The sequence below is a fragment of the Olleya sp. YS genome (genome assembly GCF_029760915.1).
In the GTDB taxonomy this organism is placed as follows: domain Bacteria; phylum Bacteroidota; class Bacteroidia; order Flavobacteriales; family Flavobacteriaceae; genus Olleya.
Map to the genome: position 1 here is coordinate 570,152 of NZ_CP121685.1, position 25,580 is coordinate 595,731.

Below are 25,580 nucleotides of genomic sequence, written 5' to 3' on the forward strand. Positions count from 1 at the left end.
AATTTTAACAGTTTTAAGGAGTAATAAAATCTTGTGAAACAAGTAAAACAGAACGTTTAAAGAGTTATCATCAAGTGGGAGTTTATTAAGTTTATTTAAACTAAATATCAACAGAACTAAATTATTAAAATAGCTGTTTTTTAAATGAAATAGTTATATTTGCTTTTGATGTAAACTACTAACCGTTAATGACGCGTACTCTTAAAAAAGAAGGAAAATTCAACTACATAGAAGTTGGTGAAGGTCAACCAATAATTGTACTTCATGGACTAATGGGAGGGCTAAGTAACTTTGAAGCAGTCACTACTTTTTTTAGTGAAAAAGGCTACAAAGTTATTATTCCTGAATTACCTATTTACAGTATGTCTTTATTAAAGACTAATGTTAAAGCATTTGCTAAATACTTACACGATTTTATTGCTTTTAAAGAGCTTAACAATGTGGTTTTACTAGGTAATTCTTTAGGAGGACATATTGGATTATACCACACTAAAATGTTTCCGGAAAAAGTCAAAGCTTTAGTCATTACAGGGAGTTCTGGTTTGTATGAAAGTGCAATGGGTGGAGGCTATACCAAACGTAGCGATTACGAAGTAATTAAGAAAAAAGCACAAGAAGTATTTTATGATCCTGCGGTAGCTACCAAAGAGATTGTTGATGAGGTTTATGAAACAGTAAACGATAGACATAAACTTATCAAAACTTTAGCAATTGCCAAAAGTGCCATTCGACATAATATGGCAAAAGATTTGCCTAAAATGCAAACTCCAACTTGTATTATTTGGGGGAAAAACGATGGAGTTACTCCTCCAGAAGTTGCAGACGAGTTTAATAGTTTATTACCAGATTCTGATTTGTTTTGGATTGATAAATGTGGTCATGCTGCCATGATGGAACATCCAGAAACCTTCAATCAGATTTTGTTAGACTGGTTTAAAAAAAGAAATATTTAGATTTCAAATAAACCCACAATACTTATATAAAGTCCGTTTACACGAAAAATAAAAAACTTTATCTATGCATATTAAATCTGCAGAATTTGTAGTAAGTAACTCTGATGTTACCAAATGTCCCAAAGATCGTATACCAGAATACGCCTTTATTGGACGTAGTAATGTCGGAAAATCTTCCTTAATTAATATGCTGACTAGTAGAAAAAGCTTAGCAAAAACCTCTGGACGCCCAGGAAAAACACAGTTAATTAATCATTTCTTAATTAATGACAATTGGTTTTTGGTAGATTTACCTGGCTATGGTTATGCAAGGGTTTCTAAAAGTACCAAAAAAGTCTTTCAAAAATTTATAACTCAATATTTTGAGCATCGTGAGCAATTAGTTACTGCATTTGTATTGGTTGATATAAGACACAAACCACAACCTATTGATCAAGAGTTTATGCAATATTTGGGCGAAAGTGGCATCCCATTTTCAATAATATTTACTAAAGCAGATAAGCTAAGACCTAAAGCTATTGAAGACCATGTTGAAGCTTACAAAAATATCTTGTTAGAAACTTGGGAAGAAATGCCAAATTACTTTATAACTTCCTCAAGCAAAGACATTGGCAAAGACGAGGTCTTAAGTTATATTGATGGATTGAATACAAGCATAATAATAGATTAAATTATATCAACATTAATATAATGTGATTACACTTAATTTCTAATTCTTAATAAACAATTAATACTATCACGAAGGTTATTAGTAATAACTTTTAGACTACCGTATGAATATCAAAAAAACACTATACAATTTTGCAAACTGGATATTTACTGGTTTGACTTTTATAGGATTTATATTGATTTACATTGGTATTGGCGCACGAGGTAGATTTAGAGGAGGCGGAGAACCAAATATATATTTTGTTCTAATTGGAATTGTATTGATTTTGCCACTTATAATTTATTTGATAAAATCAAAGATTATGATTAGAAAAGCGATTGATAAAAACACCAACCGTGTCAATACATTAATAAAAAATGGAGATAAACTTATAATTGATTTAGATACACTAGTTATAAAGTCTAATAGTTACAAACAAGACATAGAAGTTGGAAGGGGATATAATACACGAAATGAATATATAGATATCAATCACAATGTAATTGTACTTGAAATTCCATATAAAAATATTTTAATTAAATATAAATTGAATATTAATATGGATACTACCAAATTAAAAATGCACTTTGCAATTAAAGAGAGAACGGAGTTATATATTGATCCTAATAATCCAACCAATAACTATTTAGATTTGAGGTTCTTAGAAAATTAACTAGTGCTTCAATTATAAAGTGTACATTATTTAACTATTAATTCTTTTCAAAAATTTATTTATTGCCACTAATATTTATAAACAAAAAAAATTAAGAACCTAAAATTAGATTCTTAATTAGTTTTATAGAAATACTTCTAATAATAAATAAATTAATCTTTCTTACCTCCTAAAAAAGCGACTATTAAAGCCACAACACCTAAACCTATTGTAATATATGAGTTAGTATTGTCTTGAGCTTCCATATTTAAAGGCCCTACGCTAATTGCTGCTTCTGGAGCAATCATAGTATAAATTCCATAAATTAATAGTGCAATTCCTGCAACCATTAATACTAATTTGATAGTTTTATTCATAAAAATTAAGTTTAGTTAGTTTTTGAAAGATAGTTATTTTTATTTAAAACCAACTAAACACATAATTATAAAGCTTTTAAACTAATGTTCAAATTTGGCTTCAAATAAATGAGCAAAATGCTTCAAAATTTTTGCTTTAACCTCTGCTTCATCGACAGTTTTGGCACCTAATTCTACATGTAAAGAAGTGACAGCTTTTCCTCGTATTCCACATGGAATAATATTATCAAAATAACCCAAATTAGCATTTACATTTAGTGCAAATCCATGCATAGTAACCCATCTGCTAGCTCGCACTCCCATTGCACAAATCTTTCTTGCAAACGGTGTTCCTACATCTAACCAAACACCAGTTTCTCCTTCGCTTCTTGTGGCTTTCAAACCGTATTCATCTAACGTTAAAATAATCACTTCTTCCAGAAAACGTAAGTATTTATGGATATCCGTAAAGAAATTATCTAAATCTAAAATGGGATAACCAACAATTTGTCCAGGACCATGATACGTAATATCACCTCCTCTGTTAATTTTATAGAACGTAGCATCTTTTTCTTTAAGTTGATTTTCGTCTAATAATAAATTAGACAAATCACCACTTTTACCTAGAGTGTAAACATGTGGATGCTCTACAAATAAGAAATAATTATCGGTTTGCAATCCAGCAGCTTCACGCCTATTTTTGATTTTAGTGTCTAAAACACCTTTAAATAATTGCTCTTGGTAATCCCAAGTTGATTTAAAGTCTTTGGTTCCTAAATCTTGTAATTTAATGCTTTTATTCATTCCAAAAATTAATACCACAAAGATACACTTTATCTAAGTCATTCACCAATAAAAGAAAACGCAAACATCATGTAAACCGCCTTTAAATTCTTTAATTTAATTGAAAAAATCGTAAATCAAATCGCTATATTTGTGCCTTTAAAATTTACAAAGGTATTATGTCACAATTATCTGAGCAAGAGCTCGTACGAAGAGAAAAACTTGCAAAATTACGCGAGTTAGGTATCAATCCTTATCCAGCAGATTTATTTCCAGTTTCTGATAATTCTAAACAGATTAAACAGGACTTTAAAGAAGGTAAACAGGTTATTATTGCTGGTCGTTTAATGTCTCGTCGTATTCAAGGTAATGCTAGTTTTGCAGAATTGCAAGATAGCGAAGGACGTATACAAGTGTATTTTAATAGAGACGAAATTTGTACTGGAGAAGACAAAACAAAATACAATACTGTCTATAAAAAACTACTAGATATTGGTGATTTTATAGGTGTTGAAGGTGAGTTATTTACCACTAAAGTAGGCGAAAAAACTGTTTTAGTTAAAGATTTTAAAGTACTAAGTAAAGCTTTAAAACCGTTACCGCAACCTCGTGTTGATGCAGACGGAAAAGTACACGATGCTTTTACAGATCCAGAACAACGTTATAGACAACGTTATGCAGATTTAGTAGTTAATCCTCACGTTAAAGACGTGTTTATTAAGCGAACAAAGTTGTTTAATGCCATGCGTGAATTTTTTAATACATCAGGATATTTTGAAGTCGAAACGCCAATTTTACAACCTATTCCTGGTGGTGCAGCAGCACGACCATTTGTAACGCATCATAACAGTTTAGATATTCCGTTGTACATGCGTATTGCTAACGAACTGTACTTAAAACGACTAATTGTTGGTGGTTTTGAAGGTGTGTATGAGTTTTCTAAAAACTTCCGTAACGAAGGGATGGACAGAACACACAACCCAGAATTTACAGCAATGGAAATTTATGTAGCCTACAAAGACTACAATTGGATGATGGACTTTTGCGAGCAACTGTTAGAACATTGTGCTATTGCTGTAAACGGAACATCAAAAGCCACTTTTGGTGAGCACGAAATTGACTTTAAAGCACCTTACGCTAGAGTCACTATGGCGGATTCTATTAAACATTTTACAGGGTTTGACATCACAGGTAAAACAGAAGCTGAAATTAGACAAGCTGCAAAGGACTTAGGTGTTGAAGTAGATGAAACTATGGGTAAAGGAAAATTGATTGATGAGATTTTTGGTGAAAAATGTGAAGGCAATTACATACAACCTACATTTATTACTGACTACCCTAAAGAGATGAGCCCATTGTGCAAAGAGCATAGAGATAATCCAGAATTAACTGAGCGTTTTGAGCTTATGGTTTGTGGTAAAGAAATAGCTAATGCGTATTCAGAACTTAACGATCCTATAGATCAGCGTCAACGTTTTGAACATCAATTAAAACTAGCTGCTAAAGGAGATGATGAAGCTACCGAATTTATAGACCACGACTTTTTACGCGCCTTAGAATACGGAATGCCTCCAACCTCTGGAATGGGAATTGGAATGGACCGTTTAATTATGTTTTTAACTAACAATCAATCCATACAAGAGGTGTTATTTTTCCCGCAAATGCGACCAGAAAAGAAACCACTCGCTATAAGTGATGAAGCTAAAGAAGTACTAAAAACATTAAAGACTGCTGAAAAGTTAGAGTTATCAGATTTAAAAACACAATCTGGCTTAAGTAACAAAAAATGGGATAAAACCATTAAAGAATTAACCAAAAATAATTTGGCTAAAGTTGAAAAAACAGATAGCGGATTATTTGTTGAGATTGTCTAAATCAATTTCATTGACAACATAATGTTATAATTAAAGGAATTGCAGAAATGTGATTCCTTTTGCATTCAATTAAACTTTAGTTTAAAAATTTCTGATAAAATATTTAGACAAGATTTTATAATATCAATTCTTTTTTGACAATCCAATCCTAGTTGTCTTAATACTTTTATTCTGATACTTTTGTTTTGATAAAGTAATAACAGATATTATAGTTTTAAATGCAATACACACTTATAACTGTAAACCATTATTAGTTTTCAAAGTCATCATCTGTTTCTAAATCACCATCCAAAGCATCAGAAAAAAGCATAAAAATAGATTGTAATAAATTCATGATTCAATAATTTTTTGGTTTCATTATTCTTACGAAAATTAAGCGTACTTGGTTTTATTATTAAACTTAAAGTACTAATCTACTATAAACTATACATTTATTAACCTACAAGATTTTTACTGTTAATTAAAAGCTAAAAATACTAAGACAATTAAACTATTTTAAAATAGTAATGTCTTAGCAGTATATAAATTTTAAACAAAAAATAAACATGAAACAATTAGTAATAGTAGCTTTAGCTTTAATCACTTTTCAAGCTAATGCACAAGACAGAAAAGAAAATAAAAGAGGAGATAGAGCAGACCGTTTAGAAAAACGTATGGAATTAGAGCCTCAAGAAATGGCTGAATTACAAACAAAAAAAATGACCTTGCATTTAGATTTAACAGAAGCACAACAAAAAAAGGTGATGGCTTTAAATTTAGAAAATGCTAAAAAGCGTAAAGAGGTTATGAAAAAACGTCTTGAATCAAAAGATGAAAAAACAAAGCCTACTAAAGAGGAAAAGTTAAAACGAATCAATGACAGATTAGACCAGCAAATAGCTACGAAGAAGAAAATGAAAGAGATTTTGACCGCTGAGCAATATGATAAATGGGAAAAGTCTCAAGTAAAAAGAGGAAACAGAAGTAAAAAAATGAAACAAGGTGCAAAAAAAAGAATGGCACATAAAAAAGAATTAGGTAAAGAAGAACTTAACGAAGATTAAACCTAATAATTTACGTTTAAAGGTAAAAAAGCACTGATTATCTATTCAGTGCTTTTTTATTTGTAATTATTAAACAAAAAGTGTTACTTTGAGAGTATAATTAATTAACTCTTACAACAATGAAAAAATTATTTACGCTTTGCCTTTTTGTATTTGGTTTGTTTTTAGCAACCAACTCTGCTCATGCTCAACAAAAATTTAGTGCAGAAATTAATGATGCTGCTCAAACTAAAGCAATTGAGTTTGGTCGTTTTTTAAAGGCTGACAAAGCAACACAAGAATCTATATTTATTGCTTATCAAGAATTTTACGCTAAATCTGAAACTTTAAATAATATCTATAAAAAAGGAACCAGTGATTACACTGATTTAGAAACAAAACTAAACCAGCGTTTACTATCTCAGATGGATGAAGCTCTGACGGACGAACAATATGCTAAGTATTTAGAATTAACAGATCAATCTGGTAATCAAGAGTAAATAATTAACACTTATATAAAAAAGCCGATTATATTTCTATAATCGGCTTTTTTATGTTTAAAGATATATTGATTAACTAAAAACTGCTTCGCAAGCTGCAATAGTTTTGTCTAAATCTTCATAGGTTAAGGCATCATTTAAAAACCAGCTTTCAAAAGCACTAGGTGCTAAATAAATTCCTTGATTAAGCATCCCATGAAAAAAGGATTTAAACGTATCATTATTCCCTTTTGCAGCAGTTTCAAAATCTACAACTTCATCGTCACAAAAATGAACAGAAATCATTGAGCCTACTCGATTGATAGTATGTGTAACCTGTAATCGCTCTAAAATCTCAGAAAGACCTTTATGTAAGTATTCTGTTTTTTTTGCTAAACTTTCAAAAACGTTTCCATTATTTAACTCGGTTAACATCGCTAATCCTGCAGCCATAGCTAAAGGGTTTCCGCTTAATGTTCCTGCTTGATATACAGGTCCTAAAGGTGCTAAATGATTCATAATTTCTGCTCGAGCAGCAAATGCACCAACAGGTAATCCTCCACCTATCACTTTCCCGAAGCATACAATATCTGCTTTAATACCTAATAACTCTTGCGCACCACCTTTAGCCAATCTAAAACCTGTCATGACTTCATCAAAAACTAGTAATATATTGTTAGCATCACATAAACTTCGTAAGCCTTCTAAAAATCCTTGTTTTGGCGGAATACAACCCATGTTCCCTGCAACTGGTTCAATGATAATACATGCTATTTCACCTTTATTTGCTTGGATTAATGCTTCAACATTATCCAAATCGTTATACTTTGCCAACAACGTATCTTTTGCTGTGCCTTGTGTTACACCAGGACTATTTGGTGTACCAAAGGTGACTGCTCCACTTCCTGCTTGTATTAAAAACGAATCTGAATGTCCATGATAACAACCAGCAAATTTGATGATTTTATCTTTTTTAGTGTATCCTCTTGCTAATCTAACAGCACTCATACAAGCTTCTGTCCCAGAATTGACAAAACGTATTTTGTCAATATTTGGTACCATAGACACAGCTAATTCAGCAATTTGAGTTTCAATTTGAGTGGGCATCCCAAAAGAAGTTCCTTTTTTAGCTTTATCAATAACAGCATCAACAACTGGTTGATGCGCATGACCTAATATCATTGGTCCCCAAGATGCAATGTAATCTATTAATTGGTTTCCATCTTCGTCATATAAATAGGCTCCTTTGGCTTCTTTAACAAAAATTGGTGTTCCGCCTACTGCTTTAAATGCACGTACTGGTGAGTTAACGCCTCCTGGAATAACTTGCTCTGCTTCTGCAAACAAAGCGCTACTTCGTTTATAAATCATAAACTTTTAAAAATCTTTTGGTATAGGTTTTACAAATAGGACTTGACCGATAAATAAATCGTTATTTTCAAGACCGTTTAACGACTTTAAATCATCAACAGAAATGTTGTATTTTTTTGATAATGAGAACAAGGTATCTCCTTTAACAACAGTATGCTTATCGTTAGAAGAAGATTGTTTTCCTAAAACATCTGCATCAAAACGATATAATTGATAACGCTCTATCAAGCTAATTAACTTGTCTGGATATTTTCTATCTGTTGCGTAACCAGCAGCTCTTAGCTCTTTAGCCCAACCTTTGTAGTCATCTTTTTCTAATAAGAAAAGTTTAGCATATCGTTTGCGTTCTGTTAAGAATAAGGAATGGTCTCTAAACGAATATTTAGAGTTTTTATATTTTCTGAAACACTCTTGAGACGCATCATCATCATGATATATTTTTGCGCCTGTCCAACCATGACATTTAATGCCAAAATGGTTATTGGCTTCAACAGACAATCGTCCTTGACCAGAAGCAGACTCTAATATACCTTGGGCTAATGTAATGCTTGCTGGTATATTGTAATTACGCATTTCGTCTTGAGCGATATCGCTGTAAATAGCAATATACTCTTCTGTTTTATTAGCGTAAACTTCTGGAGTTTCTTTAATGGTTTCTTCAACAATCACAACCTCTTCTTTTGGAGAATCTTTTTCTGTTTGTTTTGTGTTTTTTACAACTCTGACTGTTTTTTGTTTACTTTTTCTGGTGGTCACTTTTTTTGAAGATCCACAACTAGAAATCAATATTACTAAACTTAATATGGTAATTATTTTTTTCATTAATTATAAAATTAATTGTTGTTGCTTTTGTTTTAATCGTTTATTCATTCCTTCAATACCTTGTAAACCTCCAGTATGTATTGCTAATATTTTAGAATTAGGTTTGAAAAATTCTTTTTTAATTAAATCGAATATTCCAAATAGCATTTTTCCTGTATACACTGGGTCTAAAGCAATAGCATATTGTTGTTTAAACTGATTGATAAACGCAACCAGTTCTGCATTTATTTTGGCATAACCACCAAAATGATAATCTGTTATTAAATCCCAATTGGTTTGTGTTGCAAATTTACTAATATCTTGTTTTAAAAAGTCACCTTTTAAAGCCGAAAATCCCAAAACTTGTTGACTAGGTTTTGAACAATTTATTAATCCTGCAATGGTCCCTCCTGTACCAACAGAGCTACAGATATAGTCAAAATCTAAGTCTGTAGAATTTAAGATTTCTTCGCAACCTTGTATAGCAAGAGGGTTAGTACCACCTTCTGGTATTATAAAAAAGTTACCAAATTCCTGTTTTAATTTTTCTAAAAACGAGTCTGTAGATTTATAATTAAACTGATCTCTAGAAACAAATTTAAAGGTCATACCACAAGATTGCGCATATTTAAGCGTTGGGTTTTCATTCATTTTTGCTTCCAACTCCTCTCCTCTAATGACACCAATAGTTTTAAAACCATATATACGACCAGCTTCTGCAGTTGCTGCAATGTGGTTGGAATAAGCACCTCCAAAAGTCAATAATGTTTGATGATTATTTTTTTCCGCGAAAGCGATATTATATTTTAATTTACGGTACTTATTACCCGAAATTATTGGATGTATCAAGTCCTCACGCTTTAGATATAAAGACACAGAACTCTCCAAAGGAAGTTCAATTTTTTGATTAATACTAAGCTTTGGCTTAAAAGTCATGTGCGCTAAGATACTTTAAAAAATGCCAAAATGGTCTAGATTTTAAGTAGTCTAAATTGACATCGTTACAAAAGGCTTCACGCTCAAAACTAATATTTTTATAAGCTAAAAACCAATTTCTATATTGTATATATCTAACAACAAACTCTATAATATACCACATGTAAAATGGTAAAATTAGTAGCTCCAGCTGCTGTTTTAAATGTATTTTCTCGTGATTAATTAAAATAGCACTTGTCTTTAATCCTTTACTTTTAAGAAAAATAAAAGGAAAAATGGTCATTCCTGTATAACCTTTAGGGACTAAATATTTTAATACTACTATCATAGTTTTTACCATTCAAAATGTATTCCAATTTACGTTATCTTTGTGAAATGAAGAAGATAATACCTATTGAAGATGGCGATTTTTACCTAACACCAGAGGGTTATCGTTGTTTTACCGAGCAATACCTTTTAAAACGAGGTTATTGTTGCGAAAGCGGTTGCAGACATTGTCCCTACGGATTTTCAGTAAAAACTAATTCAATAAAAAAAAAGTAAAGTCAGCATCTACTATGACATTTAAAGAACAAATATTAGAGGGTATTCCAGAAAAACTACCTCAGCCAAAACCGTATGATGCATCAATCAATCATGCACCAAAACGTAAAGCCATTTTAAGTAAAGAAGAAGAAAAATTAGCTTTAAAAAATGCTTTACGTTATTTTGATAAAAAGCATCATGCGACGTTGCTACCTGAGTTTAAAAACGAGTTAGATACTTATGGTCGAATTTATATGTATCGCTTTAGACCAGATTATAAAATGTATGCACGTCCAATATCTGACTATCCAGCACAATCAACACAGGCTGCAGCAATCATGTTAATGATACAGAATAATTTGGACTATGCAGTAGCACAACATCCACACGAGTTGATTACTTATGGAGGAAATGGTGGTGTTTTCTCAAATTGGGCACAATACAGATTAACCTTGAAGTATTTGGCAGAGATGAATGATGAGCAAACTTTAGTCATGTACTCTGGACATCCAATGGGTTTATTCCCTAGTCATAAAGAAGCACCCAGAGTTGTGGTAACTAATGGAATGATGATACCCAACTATTCCAAGCCAGACGATTGGGAAAAATTTAATGCATTAGGTGTCACGCAATATGGACAAATGACCGCAGGAAGCTACATGTATATTGGTCCACAAGGTATTGTTCATGGTACAACCATAACTGTTTTAAACGGATTTAGAAAAATTAATAAAGAACCAAAAGGTAACTTATTTGTAACGTCTGGTTTAGGTGGAATGTCTGGCGCTCAGCCTAAAGCAGGTAACATTGCTGGTTGTATTACCGTTTGTGCAGAGGTTAATCCAAAAATTACACAAGTCCGTTTAGATCAAGGTTGGATTGATGAAAAGATCACTGATTTAAATGAATTAGTAATACGAGTAAATAAAGCTAAAGCTGACAAAGAAACCGTATCAATTGCCTATTTAGGTAACATAGTTGACGTTTGGGAAGCTTTTAACAAAGCAAATATCCATATAGATTTAGGAAGCGATCAAACCTCATTACATAATCCTTGGGCAGGTGGTTATTATCCTGTTGGTTTGTCTTTTGAAGACGCCAATACTATGATGGCAAATAATCCTGTATTATTTAAAGAAAAAGTGCAAGACAGTTTACGTCGTCATGCATTAGCAATAAACAAACACACCGCAAAAGGCACTTATTTTTTTGATTATGGTAATGCGTTTTTATTGGAAGCTTCAAGAGCTGGTGCAGATATTATGGCAGATAATGGTATAGATTTTAAATATCCAAGTTATGTACAAGACATTATGGGACCTATGTGTTTTGATTATGGATTTGGACCTTTTAGATGGGTTTGTGCTTCAGGAAAACCAGAGGATTTAGCAAAAACAGATGAGATTGCATGTACTGTTTTAGAAGAAATAAAACAACATTCGCCTAAAGAAATCCAACAACAAATGGCAGATAATATCCAATGGATTAAAGGTGCACAAGAGAACAAGTTAGTAGTTGGCTCTCAAGCTAGAATATTATACGCTGATGCTGAAGGACGTATGAAAATTGCTGAAGCTTTTAATGAAGCAATTGCTAATGGAGACATTGATACAGTTATTTTAGGTAGAGACCATCATGATGTTTCTGGAACAGATAGTCCCTATCGTGAAACTTCTAACATTTATGATGGCTCACGCTTTACCGCAGATATGGCTATCCAAAATGTGATTGGAGACAGTTTTAGAGGTGCAACTTGGGTGAGTATCCATAATGGTGGAGGTGTAGGTTGGGGCGAAGTTATTAACGGTGGATTTGGTATGGTTCTTGATGGTAGTAAAGAGGCATCAAAGAGATTAAAATCCATGCTGTTTTGGGATGTTAATAATGGTATTTCAAGACGAAGCTGGGCAAGAAACAACGAAGCTATTTTTGCTATCAAACGTGCTATGCAAGCAGAACCTAATTTAAAGGTCACGATACCTAATCTAGTTGATGACGATTTATTGAATTCAATTTAAAAAATTAATACTATGAAAAAAATTATTAAACTTCTACCTATTGTGTTAGTGGCAATTGTCCTAACATCCTGTAGTTCTGTTAAAGTAGCTGCAGATTATGATAAAGCTGTTCAATTTGACAACTACAAGACCTTTGCTTTTTTTAAGTCGGGAATTGACAAAGCAGAAATTAGCGATTTAGATAAACGTAGAATCCTACGTGCTATTGAAGCCGAATTAATGGCTAAAGGTTACACAAAATCTGAAAACCCTGATTTATTAGTTAGTATTTTTACTAAATCTAACCAACGTGTTAACGTATACAACAACGCCTGGGGAATGGGTGCTTGGGGTTGGGGAGGCTTCGGTTGGGGAGGCGGATTTGGACCAGGATGGGGTTGGGGTTGGAATAACCAACCTAACGTCACTACCTCTGTACAAGGTATGCTATTTATAGATTTGATTGATGCTGATAAAAAAGAATTAGTTTGGCAAGGTCAAGGTACTGGTTACTTATCTAGAAATGTAGAAAAAAAAGAAGCTAGAATTAAAGAGTTTGTGTCTAAGATTATGGAAAAATATCCACCTGGAATGGACAATTAATTTACATTAGATTATAAAAAAAGCGACTTAATTAAGTCGCTTTTTTTATTTCTAATAGGGTTAAAAATTAATTGTCTGTATCTACTTTTATTTTAGTTTCACCATCATCTTCTTTAATTTTTACCTCTTTATCTTCGGTTTCCATTTTTATTTTAGTCTCATCACCATCCTTTTTAACTTTAATGTCAGCGCCTTCCGCTTTCATTTCGTCAATTAATTCTTCTTTTTCTGTTTTCTTCTCTTCTCTACATGAAGTAAAAGATGCACCCAGAAATAATGCGCATAAAGCAATTGCTAATGTTTTTCTCATATTGTAAAATTTTAGTTAGTATTTTATGGTCTTAATATAAACAATTCTTTTTATAAAGACTTAGGTTATTTCAAATAAGGCTGTGCATGACCATTGTCAACTAACCATTGGTTAAGTTCTAATCCATCCTCTAATATGATATTAGCTAAATAGCGACCGTATTTTCCTTGTTTGTCTTTGTAAGAGCGTATGGTGACTTCTTTATCTAAGATCATACTTCTAACTATATCTCTAACCTTTTTACCTTCAACCTTCTCTACTCCTCTTAGTTCTGGTGTATCTATTCCGTATAAGCGTAGCTTCATTTCTTGAAAATGCAAAAATCCTAAATCTACTACTGCTGTGACAGTATCACCATCATAAACGTCTATAATTTTAGCTTTATATGTATACATATCTCAATATTTTAATAGTCTTAAAGCTACAAATTAAATTAGTAATACTCATAAAAAGACATAAAAAAACCCTCAAAACAGTTGTTTTAAGGGTTTAAATTATATTAAAAAACTTGATTAGTTTTTATTGTTCTTAAAATTTTCAAACTCATTAGCTTTTTCTTCTCTTGGCCAAGAGTTATTAGAAGTATCTACATCTGCCGTCTCTAATTTAGGGTCAACAGTAATACTAACGATTTCTTTTTCTGAAGCAACAGCTTTACTAATTTCTTTATCATTAAGTCTCCAAATTTGTGCTGGATACGTTTCTGTTTTAGACGTTCCGTCTGCATAAGTATACTCAACTATAATAGGCATCACTAAACCTCCTGGCTTTTCAAAAGTTACATTGTAAAAGTATTTAGGCTCTTTTAGGGCTTTTTGTTCTTCTGGAGTGAAGTTATCCATAATATACTCCTTTAAAGTCACAGAACTTTCCATTAAACTTTTTGTTTTCATGTCTTCTTTAAAGTCTTCACTACCTTCTTCTACCATATACACTAAAGGTGGTAAGTCGCTTAAACTCATTCCTCTTTGCGCAACCATGTCTTTAATTTCTTTGTTAGGCTCACTAGACACGTAATATTTTTTAACGTCTTTAACACCAATATCTACATAGTCTGTAGTATAAAACCATCCTCTCCAGAACCAATCTAAATCAAATGCAGATGCATCTTCCATAGTTCTAAAAAAGTCTTCTGGTGTTGGGTGTTTAAACATCCAACGGTTTGAATACTCTCTAAAAGCATAGTCAAATAACTCACGACCCATAACCGTTTCACGTAAAATATTAAGTGCTGTTCCTGGTTTTCCGTATGCGTTATTACCAAACTGATATGTGTTTAATCCTTTGGTCATAATAGGAGCAATATAATCTTGATCGCCTCCCATATAATTGACGATGTTAGCTGCTGGACCACGACGTGAAGGGTATTTATCCATACCTTCAGATAGACAATCTGGATACCATTCTGCAAAATCTTGCTCTGCTACGTACTGTACAAAGGTATTTAAACCTTCATCCATCCATGTCCATTGACGCTCGTCACTATTTACAATCATTGGGAAAAAATTATGTCCCACTTCATGAATAATTACAGACATCATTCCGTATTTAACTCGGTCACTATAATTACCGTCTTTATCAGGGCGTCCATAATTCCAGCAAATCATTGGGTATTCCATACCTTGATTTTTAGCATGTACAGATATTGCTTTGTGATATGGATAATCAAAAGTCATACGCGAGTACGATTTTAATGTACTTGCAACCGCTTTTGTTGACCAGTCTTCCCATAGTGGATTACCTTCTTTTGGATACATTGACACAGCCATAACATCTTTATTACCAATCTTTACAGCCATCATGTCCCAAATAAATTTACGAGAAGTTGCAAAACCAAAGTCACGTACATTCTCTGCATACAACTTCCATGTTTTTTTCTTAGTCGATCTTTGTTTCTCTGCAGCTTCTGCTTCTGCTTGTGTTACAATTAGAACAGGCTCATCGTACGATTTTTTTGCTTGTTCATAACGCTTCATCATATCTTTAGAAAAAACTTCTTTTCTGTTAGTTAATTTTCCAGTAGCATCCAAAATATGATCAGCAGGTACTGTAATATTAACTTCAAAATTACCAAATGGTAATGCAAACTCGTCACGTCCCCAAAATTGTGAATTCTGCCATCCCTCTACATCATTGTATACTGCCATTCTAGGATAGAATTGTGCAATAACGTAAGCTCTGTTATCATCTTCTGGAAAATACTCGTATCCTGAACGTCCACGTCCATTTACGTGATCATTAATATTGTACCACCATTTAATTGAGAATGTAAATTGCTCTCCAGTTTTTAAAGCAGTAGGCAATTCTACTCGCATCATTGTACGGTTTATCATGTGTGGTAAGGCACGTCCTTTACTATCTTTTACAGCTTCAATATTGAATCCTCCATCAAAACCATCCGTCATATAGCTATTTGTGAAGGTTGATATTTGTTGTGCTGGCGCTACTCCTCCACCTTGAATTAATGGTGTTTTTGAATCTTTAGCACGCATATTTTGATCCAATTGCACCCAAAGATAATTTAGCTTATCTGGTGAATTATTGGTGTACGTTATAGTTTCAAAACCATATAATTTGGCATTAGTATCGTCTAATTCAATATCCATTTTGTAATCAGCTTGTTGCTGATAGTACGCTTGTCCTGGAGCTCCAGACGCAGCTCTATACATATTTGGAGTTGAAAACTCATCGTACAACTGTTTAAACTTATTGTTGTTGGTGTGACCTGGTTGACGTTCTTCTTTTTCTTCAGCTTGGTCTTGTGCAAATGCACTTACAGACACGAATAATACTGAAAGAAATAAATACTTTAGTTTTTTCATTGTGAGTGTTTGTTACTTTAAGGACGTGAATTTAACAAAAATTAACGTTGTAAAAAGCGTTTGTTAAAAGTTTAACAAACCTTTATCGTTCTCTGGAATTAAAACAAAAGTTTTGTGTTTACCATTAATTTTTGTTCTAACAATGTTTTTTTGGTCATCAAATACATCGTAGAGAACTTTATTTTGTATTTGAAAACTTTTAATCGATGCTACGTTTTCAATTTCTAAATAACAATGCATGATATCGTCATCATATTTTTTTCCAATAAACGTTATTGCTTTTGGCTGATTGTTTATAGTTATTACTATTTTATTAAGTAGATATTTTTTTATATAAGTATCTATTGTAGCTTCATCTTCATTATTATTTAATGTAATAGTTTCGTCATATCGTTGACGCAATAACTTTTCAAAATCATCCACAAAAATTCTTGATATAATTTGTAACGATTGTTTGTCTTTTACATATTCTATTTGAGTAATACTGACATAATATTTATGTACATTGGTAAACGAGAATAATGTAAATAAGAATATAAACAGTGAATATTTAAGTGCTTTCATTGAAAATTTTATAGGATTACAAATCTAATGGATTACTGTCAAAAAGCATTCCAATTAATTAGTTTAATCTTGTTCTTGAAGATTTTTATTGTATTGATCTAGTTTCTTTTTAAAAAACGCTAAAGCTTCTAAGTTGCTTTTACTACATACGTTTCTAAAATCTTTATCCTCTTGTACAAAATAAAAAAAATCTGCATGATGCTTTTCATCTAGTGGATTTGATGCGAAAAAGTCTGCAGCTAAATCGTTTTTAAGTCTTGCTAATAAAGCATCATCATTTTCTAGTTTAACAATTTCCTTAAGTTTTTTTGTACGTCCACTAATCGCATTCATGATAGGATTTAAAGGAATATTACCTGATAGCATTCCTAAAAGCACGTCCTTTACATTTAAATCGCCAGCTTCAAACAAGCGTCTTTCTGCTTGTGTTTTAGGTTTGCCTTTATAACCAGGAATACCAACATCATAAAAATTAATATCTGGTTTAGCATCAGAATTTAATATATCATCTTCCAAATTACCAGATAATGGTTCGACTAAAAACACTTCGTCTAACTCATTAGTTAATATCTCTAAAAAAACGTTTAACGTTTTTGAAGTAATCTCATCAGAATTAACAACTTTAACTAAGGTCTTGTATTGCACTGCTGTAAAAATGATAGTATCATTTACTTTAGCCTTTATTGTAAATTCACCGTCTTTGTTAGATGTTGCATTGGTAAGAGATGTTTTATTTAAAACATGTATGTTTTCAACATCGTCATCTCCAGAAATAAAACCAGAGAGTTCAATAGTTTGTGCTTGCAAACTCTGAAAGAGAATTACTAAACCAATAATTAATACAGATTTAATCTTTTTCAACTACTGGCTTTAAAAATTCTTGACTTTGCTTGTGCAGATATTCTATAAGTTGCATTTCTTTTCCGTTTTCTAGCAATTTGGTATCAAAACCATTAGTTTCTACGTGTGCAATAAACGCTTCAACTTTTTCTTCTGGAATTTTAAAATTTACGGTAAAATATTCGTGCGTGTAAGTATCGCCTAAAGAGGAAACCTCTTCAACGTTGGAATCTGTTGATTTTTTCTTGTTTTTCTTTTTAAATATCAAACCTACTAAACCACTAAGAATCGCCATACCATTAGCTTGGTAGCGTATTCTATCGTTTTGACTCATAGCTGCAAGATTTTCGACTTTACTATATTGGTCATTAGAAAATTCATACAGGCTAATATCATCCACTCCAAAATAAATTGCGTCCATATCAGGATTAAAGGTTTCTGCATTAGCAACATCTTCTTTTAAAATACCTGTTAAATCATAGGATAGTATAACCACTTCATCTAACTTATTGACTTGCTCAACAAGAAAAACATTCATTTGTTTAGAGTCTATAACATCTTGTGCCACAGCGACATTAAAATCTTTAAATTGCAAGGCATGTATATTAATTTTATCATTAAGCATTGCACTAATAGTAAATTCTCCATTAGCATCTGTAACGGTTCCTTGGTTAGAAGATGAATTATAAACTGATATTCCCTCAAGATCTGGAGAAGCAACTATAATTTTACCTTTAATCTCTACTCTAGTAGAATCTTGAGCATTAACAAAAGTAAAGGCTAATAAAAAAATGGCAATAAGGTATGTTTTCATGGTGGTTGATTTTAAGTAAATTAATAACTTTTAGTCTTAATTTTTATCTAAAGCCAGTATAATCTTTTGTTAAAAGCTACGATTACTTAAATTTACGAAAACTAAAACTATGAAGCAATTATTAATTGCAAGTACTTCTACCCTTCATTCTGGTGGTTATTTAGAATATATATTGGATGCGTTGACCCTTCATTTTAAAAATGTTGATAATATTATTTTTATACCGTATGCTAGACCAAGTGGAATTTCTCATGACGATTACACTAAAAAAGCAGCTCAAGCCTTTAAAAAGATCAATATTAAAGTAAAAGGGTTGCATGAGTTTGACAACCCTGTAGATGCACTTAAAAATGCGAAAGGTATTTTTACAGGAGGCGGAAACACTTTTGTTTTAGTCAACGCATTATATAAATTTAATCTTATTGAAACTCTTAAAGCCACTATTAATAATGGTACACCATATTTAGGTACAAGTGCAGGAAGTAATATTTGTGGATTAACCATATCCACCACTAATGATATGCCTATAGTGTATCCACCAAGTTTTAAAACTTTAGGATTAGTACCATTTAATATAAATCCGCATTACTTAGATCCAGATTCAAATAGTAAACATATGGGAGAAACTAGAGAAACAAGGATTAAAGAGTTTCATCAATTTAATACCCAACCTGTTGTTGGATTACGTGAAGGAAGTTGGCTAGAAGTAAAAGGGTCTTCTATACAACTTAAAGGGACTTTAAAAGCAAGAATTTTTGAATATGAAAATGAACCTTATGAAATTGAAACAGGTACGTTTTTAAATGAATTAAAATAAAAAAGCCTAATCGTTAAATTAGGCTTTCTAGAGCGAGAGACCAGGTTCGAACTGGCGACATTCAGCTTGGAAGGCTGACGCTCTACCAACTGAGCTACTCTCGCATTTCCGTTGGCAAATATAAAAAGTATTATAGTTTAAACAACAAAAAATCAAAGTGTTTTATAAAAATGATACCCATAAATTTCATACCCTTCATTATAATAAAATTTGTGTGAAGGATAATTTTGCACGTAAGTGTTTAGTTCTGAAGTTGTACACCCTTTACCTTTAGCATAATCATACAGCCATTTAAAAAATTGCTTACCCAAACCTTTACTTTGATAAGCCTCTTCAATATACACATGATCCACTTCCATACTTTTTCCTGCATAGTGTCTGGTTTGAAACCACATCCCACAAATACCAATTAATATATCTCCATCAAACACACCAGCACATTCATAATTTTCTGTAATCATTTTGGCAAAGCGCTCTTTTAAAATCGCATCAGAATTAGCATGGTTAGTTAATTTTTGAACTAATGGTATAATAGAATTTATTTCTGTTTTATCAATTATTTTAAAGCTGAAAGACATTGTGTTTGTTTTCAGTAAAATTAGTTAATTTTGAAATACTTCAAATACTATAAATGAAAATCATTACGGAAACTGATAGGTTATATCTAAGAGAATTTATTCCAGAAGATGCGATTCATTTTTATCAAATGAATTTAGATAAAGAAGTTATTAAATATACAGGTGATGTTGCTTTTAAATCTTTAATTGAAGCTAAAGAATTTCTACAATCCTATAACCAATATCAATTACATAACATGGGTCGTTGGGCTGTTTGCGACAAGAAAACGAATGAGTTTTTAGGTTGGTGTGGATTAAAATACCATCCAAAAGACGATTTAGTTGAAGTGGGTTATCGTTTTTATAAAACCCATTGGAACAAAGGTTATGCAACAGAAAGCGCTAAAGCATCTATACAATATGGTTTTGAAACCTTAAAACTAAAAACCATATTTGCACATGCGCATATTGATAATTTAGCTTCGCATAACGTCATTGAAAAATGTGGGCTACAATTTGTTGATCAGAATAATTACGATGGTATGCCTGCAAAACTTTACAAAATTGATAATCCAGATATAACAATAAAAACTATTTCAGGTTCGCATACAATCCCAATTAGACATTCAGTTCTACGAAAAGGAAAACCAGTAGAAGCCTGTCCTATACCTGAAGATGATTTAGAAAGCACCTATCATTTTGGGCTATTTTATAAAGATAATCTAGTGGGTGTTTGTACGTTTGTAGCAGATCAATCTCCATATTTTAATGATGCAGTTCAGTACAGATTACGAGCAATGGGAGTTTTAGAAGAGTATCAAGGAAATCATTTTGGAAAACATTTGTTAAACCATGGTGTTGCCTTTTTAAAAACCAAAAACATAGATAGGTTGTGGTTTAATGCTAGACTTATCGCACTAAATTTTTATAAAAATAATGGATTTTCAACTATTGGTAATCAATTTGATATCCCTAAAGTAGGACCACATTATGTCATGCATAAAGCTTTACAATGAATAGAAAAAACCTAATAACCTGTTTAATATTAGCATTGGTGACTTTTACTGTCTTTCCACAATTTGCTTTTTATCAATACTCTATCTCTGCAGACGAGCTAATGGGTAAAGGAACGCCTCAACTTTTTGGTGAACAATACAAGCTTAGAGAGGCTGCTCATTTAGCCTTTAAAAAAATGCAAGCTGCAGCTGCAAAAGACGGAATAAGTATTGGCGCAGTATCTAGTTACAGAAATTTTAATCATCAAAAACGAATTTGGGAGCGCAAGTTTAAAAGAAACAAAGCAAAAGGATTATCAGATTCAATTAACATTAGAAAAATTATAGAATATTCAACAATTCTAGGTACGTCACGTCATCATTGGGGAACAGATATAGATATTTATCAAACTAATGTAAAACAACCTAAACAGATATTAGTACCTGAAAATTTTCATGGTAATGGTGCCTATTGCAAACTCAAAGAGTGGATGGATAAAAATGCAAATACCTATGGATTTTATCTAGTTTATACAGACAATGCCAATAGAAAAGGATTTAAATATGAACCTTGGCATTACAGTTACAAACCATTGTCCGTATCTTATTTAAAAACTTACAGAACTCTAAATATTTCTGATATTTTACAAAGTGAAGATTTACTAGGGATAGACGCTTTTACAAAAAGCTTTATAAATCAGTACATCAATCAAAATATTTTGGATATTAATCCAGAACTTTTGTAAATTGTTACATTAAAATTTAATTATAATGAGAAATTTAAAAGGACGTTTATTAATAGGTTTGTGTATCGCTGCATTTTTTGGCTTTAAATATTGTAGCCAACAACAAATCAATCCATATACAGGAAAAAAACAAGCCATTTCTATGACTGTTGATCAGGAAATACAAATGGGCTTGCAAAGTCGTGACCAAATGGCTGCTCAACATGGTGGCTTGTATCCAAACGAAAACTATCAAGCTTTAGTTGATAATGTGGGTAACAAACTAGTAAACAATAGTATTGCTAGAGAAACACCTTATAGATATGAGTTTCATTTATTAGCAGATCCAAACGCTATTAACGCGTTTGCATTACCTGGCGGACAAATATTTATAACGTACGCTTTATTTTCTCAATTAGAAAACGAGGACCAATTAGCAGGTGTTTTAGGACACGAGATTGGTCATGTTTTAGGAAAACATAGTGCAGAGCGTATAGCAAATTCCGAGCTTTGGCAAGGTCTTTCTACAGCTGGATCTGTAGGTGGAGATATGGGTGGATTAATTAGTGGTATTGGACAGAATACGTTATTAAAAAATGGAAGAGGTGACGAGTTAGAGAGTGATGATTTAGGCGTGCGTTTTATGCTAAGAGCAGGTTACAACCCAGAGGAAATGATTAACGTTATGGAGATTTTAAAACGTGCAGCAGGACCAAATAGACAACCAGAATTTCAAAGTACACATCCAGATCCAGACAACCGTATTGAAAAAATCAGAGAGTCTATTAGAAAGTATACGCTTAACTAAAACGATGTAGTAAATAAGCCTTAAAGTCCTGCAATTGCAGGACTTTTGTTTTTATATTTGTAATATAAATTTGACCAAATGAACAAAAAAGTAATCTTAATGATTTTGGATGGTTGGGGAAAATCTCCTGACCCAAAAGTCTCTGCAATAGATAATGCCAATACACCTTTTATTGATAGTTTGTACACCAAATACTCACATGCTCAATTACGCACAGATGGATTGCACGTTGGATTGCCAGAAGGTCAAATGGGTAATAGTGAAGTGGGACACATGAATCTTGGAGCAGGACGAATTGTATATCAAGATTTAGCCAAAATTAATTTAGCAGTAGAAAATAACACATTAGCAAGTGAGCAAGTGTTACAAGACGCTTTTAATTACGCTAAAACAGAACATAAAGCAGTTCATTTTTTAGGATTAGTAAGTGATGGAGGTGTGCATTCACATATCAACCATTTAAAAGGTTTAATCACTGCTGCAGAAGTAGCAGGTGTTAAAAACAGTTATTTACACGCGTTTACAGATGGTCGTGATGTAGATCCAAAATCTGGAAAAGGATTTATAGCAGATGTATTGGATTACACTAAAAACTCAAACACACAAATAGCAAGTATAATAGGTCGTTATTATGCTATGGATAGAGATAAACGTTGGGAACGTGTCAAGTTAGCCTATGATGCTCTGGTTAATGGATTTGGCGAAAAAACACAAGATGTTTTGGCTGCTATTCAAAAAAACTATGATACTGATATTACAGACGAATTTATAAAACCAATCATTAACACATCTGCTGATGGATTGCCTTTAGCAACAATTAAAGAAGATGATGTAGTGATCTTTTTCAATTTTAGAACAGATCGTGGTCGTGAGTTAACTGAAGCTTTATCGCAACAAGATTTTCATGAACAAAACATGCACAAGTTAAATTTACACTATGTAACATTAACAAACTATGACGAAAACTATAAAGGAATCAATGTTGTATTTAATAAAGATAATTTAACCGAAACCTTAGGAGAGGTATTAGAAAAAAATAATAAAACACAGCTTAGAATTGCCGAAACAGAGAAATATCCGCATGTAACATTTTTCTTTTCTGGTGGTCAGGAAGCTCCTTTTAAGGGCGAAAGTCGCATTTTAAAAAACTCGCCTAAAGTAGCTACTTACGATTTAAAACCAGAAATGTCTGCATTTGAATTAACTGAAGCATTAATCCCAGAATTAGAAAAAGAATCTAATGATTTTGTTTGTTTAAACTTTGCAAATGGTGATATGGTTGGCCATACAGGATCCATGGTCGCAGCCATCCAAGCATGCGAAGCTGTAGATAAATGTGTCGAACAAGTCGTAACAACTGCATTAAAACATGGTTACACAACCCTTTTAATTGCAGATCACGGAAACTGTGAAACGATGATGAATCCTGATGGTTCACCACATACTGCACACACAACCAATCCTGTTCCTGTCATTTTAATTGACCAAGATTTAAAAACCATAAACAATGGTGTTTTAGGAGATATAGCACCTACCATATTAAAACTTATGGGAATTGAACAACCAAAAGCAATGACTTGTAAATCTTTAGTTTAAAATCGTACTTTTGTAATCGATTTTAATAGTACAAATGAATATTTCTAAAGGTTTAATTATTGCTGTAGATTTTGATGGTACCATCGTGGAAGATGCTTATCCAGGAATTGGAGAAGCACGCCTCTTTGCGTTTGAAACCCTTAAACGATTACAAGCTGATGGTCACAGACTAATACTTTGGACTTATAGACATGGAAAACGATTAGATGAAGCTGTTACTTTTTGTAAAAATAATGGCATCAACTTCTACGCAGTTAATCAAAGTTTTCCTGAAGAAGTCTTTAAAAATGAAGTGAGTAGAAAAATCCATGCCGATTTATTTATTGACGATCGCAATATTGGTGGGATTTTAGGTTGGGGAGAAATCTATCAAATGTTGACCAATGAAGCACCTCAACTACCAAAACCAAAGAAAAAGGGTTGGTTTAAATTTTAAGGTATGATTATAGTAAAAACGAAAGAAGAAATAGAATTAATGCGCGAAGCAGCTTTAGTTGTTTCTAAAACTTTAGGTGAAGTTGCAAAAGCAGTTAAACCTGGTGTTACTACATTACAATTAGATAAAATTGCTGAAGAACATATTAGAGATTTAGGAGCCATTCCAGGTTTTTTAGGACTTTATGATTTTCCTAATACACTATGCATGAGTCCAAATTCTCAAGTCGTTCATGGTATACCTAATAACACACCTTTAGAAGAAGGCGACATTATATCTGTAGATTGTGGAGCTATATTAAATGGTTTTTATGGAGACCATGCGTATACTTTTGCTATTGGTGATATTGATCCAGAAACCGAAAAATTACTTCAAGTTACAAAAGAATCTTTATACGTTGGAATTAGAGAATTTAAGTTAGGAAATCGCGTAGGAGATGTTGGATATGCTATACAAAAATATTGCGAAGACCATGGTTATGGTGTTGTCCGCGAATTAGTAGGTCATGGTATTGGAAAAAAAATGCATGAAGATCCAGAAATGCCTAATTATGGAAAACGTGGACGTGGTAAAAAGTTTATTGAAGGTATGGTAGTAGCTATAGAGCCTATGATAAATCTTGGTACACAACGCATTAAACAACATCGTGATGGTTGGACTATCACTACTTTAGATGGTAAACCAAGTGCACATTTTGAGCATGATGTAGCAATTGTTGATGGAAAACCAGAATTATTGTCAACGTTTGCTTATATATATGAAGCACTTGGGATTGAAAGTGATGAAGAGAATGAATTTAGACAGAATGCATTGGTGTTGTAATATTAGACACAAATTCCACTAATTATCACTAATTTGCTTACTCAAAACTTCTTACTTTACTATTAAAATTTAATTTAATGTCAAATCTTATTTATAAAGAAGATGCCTACAAAATAATTGGCATTTGCATGGAAGTACATCGAGAATTAGGTAAAGGATTTAGTGAAATGGTTTATGGTGATGCTTTAGAAATTGAATTTATTGATAATAATATTAAGTATTCCAGAGAGACTAAGTATGATATTACATATAAAGGAAACTTACTGCCACATAAGTATAAAGCGGATTTTATTATTGATGATAAAATAGTACTTGAAATAAAAGCTATTAATGCTTTAATCGACTCTCATGTAAAACAAACGCTAAATTATTTAGCAGTATCTAAATTAAAACTTGGGTTGTTGATTAATTTTGGTGAGGACAGCTTAAAATATAAAAGAATCGTACTGTAAAGGTTCGTGAAAATTCGTGAA

General features: G+C 32.2%; 30 protein-coding genes and 1 tRNA gene. 17 read left to right on the forward strand and 14 right to left on the reverse strand.

Translation table 11 applies throughout. From position 1 onward, the window contains the following. Positions 1–188 precede the first annotated feature (188 nt). The 3 genes from Ollyesu_RS02710 (at position 189) to Ollyesu_RS02720 (ending at position 2,275) form a co-directional block, all read left to right on the forward strand. Entirely contained in the window at positions 189–953 is a 765-nt protein-coding gene (locus Ollyesu_RS02710; RefSeq protein WP_279302265.1) for an alpha/beta hydrolase, read from the forward strand. 64 nt (positions 954–1,017) lie between these two features. Further along, positions 1,018–1,623 carry a ribosome biogenesis GTP-binding protein YihA/YsxC gene (gene yihA, locus Ollyesu_RS02715; RefSeq protein ID WP_279302266.1) on the forward strand — a complete coding sequence of 202 codons (606 nt, stop codon included), beginning with the start codon at positions 1,018–1,020 and terminating at the stop codon, positions 1,621–1,623. Positions 1,624–1,726: 103 nt separating this feature from the next. After that, positions 1,727–2,275: a hypothetical protein gene (locus Ollyesu_RS02720; protein WP_279302267.1), complete on the forward strand. Its 549-nt coding sequence runs from the start codon at positions 1,727–1,729 to the stop codon at positions 2,273–2,275. 152 nt (positions 2,276–2,427) lie between these two features. Here Ollyesu_RS02720 and Ollyesu_RS02725 read toward each other — a convergent pair whose 3' ends face one another. Both Ollyesu_RS02725 and lipB read right to left on the reverse strand, forming a co-directional pair. After that, the gene (locus Ollyesu_RS02725) at positions 2,428–2,631 is read right to left on the reverse strand and encodes a hypothetical protein (protein ID WP_279302268.1); all 204 of its coding nucleotides are present in this window, start codon (positions 2,629–2,631) and stop codon (positions 2,428–2,430) included. Between the two features lie 81 nt (positions 2,632–2,712). After that, positions 2,713–3,414, reverse strand: a complete 702-nt coding sequence (gene lipB, locus Ollyesu_RS02730; RefSeq protein ID WP_279302269.1) for a lipoyl(octanoyl) transferase LipB — start codon at positions 3,412–3,414, stop codon at positions 2,713–2,715. 158 nt (positions 3,415–3,572) lie between these two features. Here lipB and lysS point away from each other — a divergent pair, with 158 nt between their 5' ends. From lysS to Ollyesu_RS02745, 3 genes are all read left to right on the forward strand, one after another. After that, positions 3,573–5,267, forward strand: coding sequence for a lysine--tRNA ligase (gene lysS / locus Ollyesu_RS02735; protein ID WP_279302270.1), 1,695 nt, complete (start codon positions 3,573–3,575; stop codon positions 5,265–5,267). Between the two features lie 545 nt (positions 5,268–5,812). Beyond that, positions 5,813–6,310, forward strand: a complete 498-nt coding sequence (locus Ollyesu_RS02740) for a hypothetical protein (protein ID WP_279302271.1) — start codon at positions 5,813–5,815, stop codon at positions 6,308–6,310. Positions 6,311–6,429: 119 nt separating this feature from the next. After that, entirely contained in the window at positions 6,430–6,789 is a 360-nt protein-coding gene (locus tag Ollyesu_RS02745) for a hypothetical protein (RefSeq protein ID WP_279302272.1), read from the forward strand. Positions 6,790–6,861: 72 nt separating this feature from the next. Here the strand turns inward: Ollyesu_RS02745 and hemL are convergent, their stop codons facing one another. The 4 genes from hemL to Ollyesu_RS02765 are packed head-to-tail and all read right to left on the reverse strand — an operon-like array spanning position 6,862 to position 10,204. Continuing rightward, entirely contained in the window at positions 6,862–8,139 is a 1,278-nt protein-coding gene (gene hemL / locus Ollyesu_RS02750) for a glutamate-1-semialdehyde 2,1-aminomutase (protein ID WP_279302273.1), read from the reverse strand. 6 nt (positions 8,140–8,145) lie between these two features. Next, positions 8,146–8,961: a glucosaminidase domain-containing protein gene (locus Ollyesu_RS02755; protein WP_279302274.1), complete on the reverse strand. Its 816-nt coding sequence runs from the start codon at positions 8,959–8,961 to the stop codon at positions 8,146–8,148. Between the two features lie 3 nt (positions 8,962–8,964). Then, the gene (locus Ollyesu_RS02760) at positions 8,965–9,876 is read right to left on the reverse strand and encodes a pyridoxal-phosphate dependent enzyme (RefSeq protein WP_279302275.1); all 912 of its coding nucleotides are present in this window, start codon (positions 9,874–9,876) and stop codon (positions 8,965–8,967) included. Further along, positions 9,866–10,204 (reverse strand): hypothetical protein, encoded by a 339-nt coding sequence (locus Ollyesu_RS02765; protein ID WP_279302276.1) that lies wholly within the window; start codon positions 10,202–10,204, stop codon positions 9,866–9,868. The genes Ollyesu_RS02760 and Ollyesu_RS02765 overlap by 11 nt, the downstream gene beginning before the upstream one ends. 47 nt (positions 10,205–10,251) lie before the next feature. On the opposite strand from Ollyesu_RS02765, the gene Ollyesu_RS02770 reads away from it, so the two are divergent. From Ollyesu_RS02770 to Ollyesu_RS02780, 3 genes are read left to right on the forward strand one after another with little or no spacing between them, the layout of a single operon-like run. Continuing rightward, complete coding sequence (locus Ollyesu_RS02770) at positions 10,252–10,419, forward strand: DUF5522 domain-containing protein (RefSeq protein ID WP_279302277.1); 168 nt, start codon at positions 10,252–10,254, stop codon at positions 10,417–10,419. Positions 10,420–10,433: 14 nt separating this feature from the next. Further along, entirely contained in the window at positions 10,434–12,419 is a 1,986-nt protein-coding gene (locus Ollyesu_RS02775; protein ID WP_279302278.1) for a urocanate hydratase, read from the forward strand. A gap of 12 nt (positions 12,420–12,431) precedes the next feature. Further along, positions 12,432–13,001: a DUF4136 domain-containing protein gene (locus Ollyesu_RS02780; protein WP_279302279.1), complete on the forward strand. Its 570-nt coding sequence runs from the start codon at positions 12,432–12,434 to the stop codon at positions 12,999–13,001. A gap of 67 nt (positions 13,002–13,068) precedes the next feature. Here Ollyesu_RS02780 and Ollyesu_RS02785 read toward each other — a convergent pair whose 3' ends face one another. The 6 genes from Ollyesu_RS02785 to Ollyesu_RS02810 all read right to left on the reverse strand — a co-directional run bounded on the left by Ollyesu_RS02785 (position 13,069) and on the right by Ollyesu_RS02810 (position 18,351). Then, positions 13,069–13,311: a hypothetical protein gene (locus Ollyesu_RS02785; RefSeq protein ID WP_279302280.1), complete on the reverse strand. Its 243-nt coding sequence runs from the start codon at positions 13,309–13,311 to the stop codon at positions 13,069–13,071. A 65-nt stretch (positions 13,312–13,376) separates the two neighbouring features. Continuing rightward, a complete protein-coding gene (locus Ollyesu_RS02790) occupies positions 13,377–13,706 on the reverse strand; it encodes a thermonuclease family protein (protein WP_279302281.1) in 330 nt (109 codons plus the stop codon). 117 nt (positions 13,707–13,823) lie between these two features. Then, the gene (locus Ollyesu_RS02795) at positions 13,824–16,133 is read right to left on the reverse strand and encodes a M1 family metallopeptidase (protein WP_279302282.1); all 2,310 of its coding nucleotides are present in this window, start codon (positions 16,131–16,133) and stop codon (positions 13,824–13,826) included. Positions 16,134–16,196: 63 nt separating this feature from the next. Next, the gene (locus Ollyesu_RS02800) at positions 16,197–16,697 is read right to left on the reverse strand and encodes a DUF6702 family protein (RefSeq protein ID WP_279302283.1); all 501 of its coding nucleotides are present in this window, start codon (positions 16,695–16,697) and stop codon (positions 16,197–16,199) included. A gap of 63 nt (positions 16,698–16,760) precedes the next feature. Next, entirely contained in the window at positions 16,761–17,558 is a 798-nt protein-coding gene (locus tag Ollyesu_RS02805) for a hypothetical protein (protein ID WP_279302284.1), read from the reverse strand. Then, entirely contained in the window at positions 17,545–18,351 is an 807-nt protein-coding gene (locus Ollyesu_RS02810) for a carboxypeptidase-like regulatory domain-containing protein (protein WP_279302285.1), read from the reverse strand. The genes Ollyesu_RS02805 and Ollyesu_RS02810 overlap by 14 nt, the downstream gene beginning before the upstream one ends. Positions 18,352–18,460: 109 nt before the next feature. On the opposite strand from Ollyesu_RS02810, the gene pepE reads away from it, so the two are divergent. Further along, positions 18,461–19,168 carry a dipeptidase PepE gene (pepE, locus tag Ollyesu_RS02815; protein ID WP_279302286.1) on the forward strand — a complete coding sequence of 236 codons (708 nt, stop codon included), beginning with the start codon at positions 18,461–18,463 and terminating at the stop codon, positions 19,166–19,168. Between the two features lie 31 nt (positions 19,169–19,199). Here pepE and Ollyesu_RS02820 read toward each other — a convergent pair. Further along, positions 19,200–19,272 (reverse strand) — tRNA-Gly (locus Ollyesu_RS02820). 48 nt (positions 19,273–19,320) lie between these two features. After that, on the reverse strand, positions 19,321–19,746 hold the full coding sequence (locus tag Ollyesu_RS02825) for a GNAT family N-acetyltransferase (protein ID WP_279302287.1): 426 nt from the start codon (positions 19,744–19,746) through the stop codon (positions 19,321–19,323). A 53-nt stretch (positions 19,747–19,799) separates the two neighbouring features. Here Ollyesu_RS02825 and Ollyesu_RS02830 point away from each other — a divergent pair, with 53 nt between their 5' ends. From Ollyesu_RS02830 to Ollyesu_RS02860, 7 genes are all read left to right on the forward strand, one after another. Beyond that, positions 19,800–20,741: a GNAT family N-acetyltransferase gene (locus Ollyesu_RS02830; RefSeq protein WP_279302288.1), complete on the forward strand. Its 942-nt coding sequence runs from the start codon at positions 19,800–19,802 to the stop codon at positions 20,739–20,741. Next, a complete protein-coding gene (locus tag Ollyesu_RS02835) occupies positions 20,738–21,466 on the forward strand; it encodes a M15 family metallopeptidase (protein ID WP_279302289.1) in 729 nt (242 codons plus the stop codon). The genes Ollyesu_RS02830 and Ollyesu_RS02835 overlap by 4 nt, the downstream gene beginning before the upstream one ends. Before the next feature lie 25 nt (positions 21,467–21,491). Beyond that, the gene (locus tag Ollyesu_RS02840) at positions 21,492–22,253 is read left to right on the forward strand and encodes a M48 family metalloprotease (RefSeq protein ID WP_279302290.1); all 762 of its coding nucleotides are present in this window, start codon (positions 21,492–21,494) and stop codon (positions 22,251–22,253) included. Between the two features lie 78 nt (positions 22,254–22,331). Continuing rightward, on the forward strand, positions 22,332–23,849 hold the full coding sequence (gene gpmI, locus Ollyesu_RS02845; RefSeq protein ID WP_279302291.1) for a 2,3-bisphosphoglycerate-independent phosphoglycerate mutase: 1,518 nt from the start codon (positions 22,332–22,334) through the stop codon (positions 23,847–23,849). Positions 23,850–23,883: 34 nt separating this feature from the next. Further along, positions 23,884–24,285 carry a hydrolase gene (locus tag Ollyesu_RS02850; protein WP_279302292.1) on the forward strand — a complete coding sequence of 134 codons (402 nt, stop codon included), beginning with the start codon at positions 23,884–23,886 and terminating at the stop codon, positions 24,283–24,285. 3 nt (positions 24,286–24,288) lie between these two features. Then, positions 24,289–25,107 carry a type I methionyl aminopeptidase gene (map, locus tag Ollyesu_RS02855; protein WP_279302293.1) on the forward strand — a complete coding sequence of 273 codons (819 nt, stop codon included), beginning with the start codon at positions 24,289–24,291 and terminating at the stop codon, positions 25,105–25,107. A 77-nt stretch (positions 25,108–25,184) separates the two neighbouring features. After that, a complete protein-coding gene (locus tag Ollyesu_RS02860) occupies positions 25,185–25,559 on the forward strand; it encodes a GxxExxY protein (RefSeq protein ID WP_279302294.1) in 375 nt (124 codons plus the stop codon). Positions 25,560–25,580: the final 21 nt, after the last annotated feature.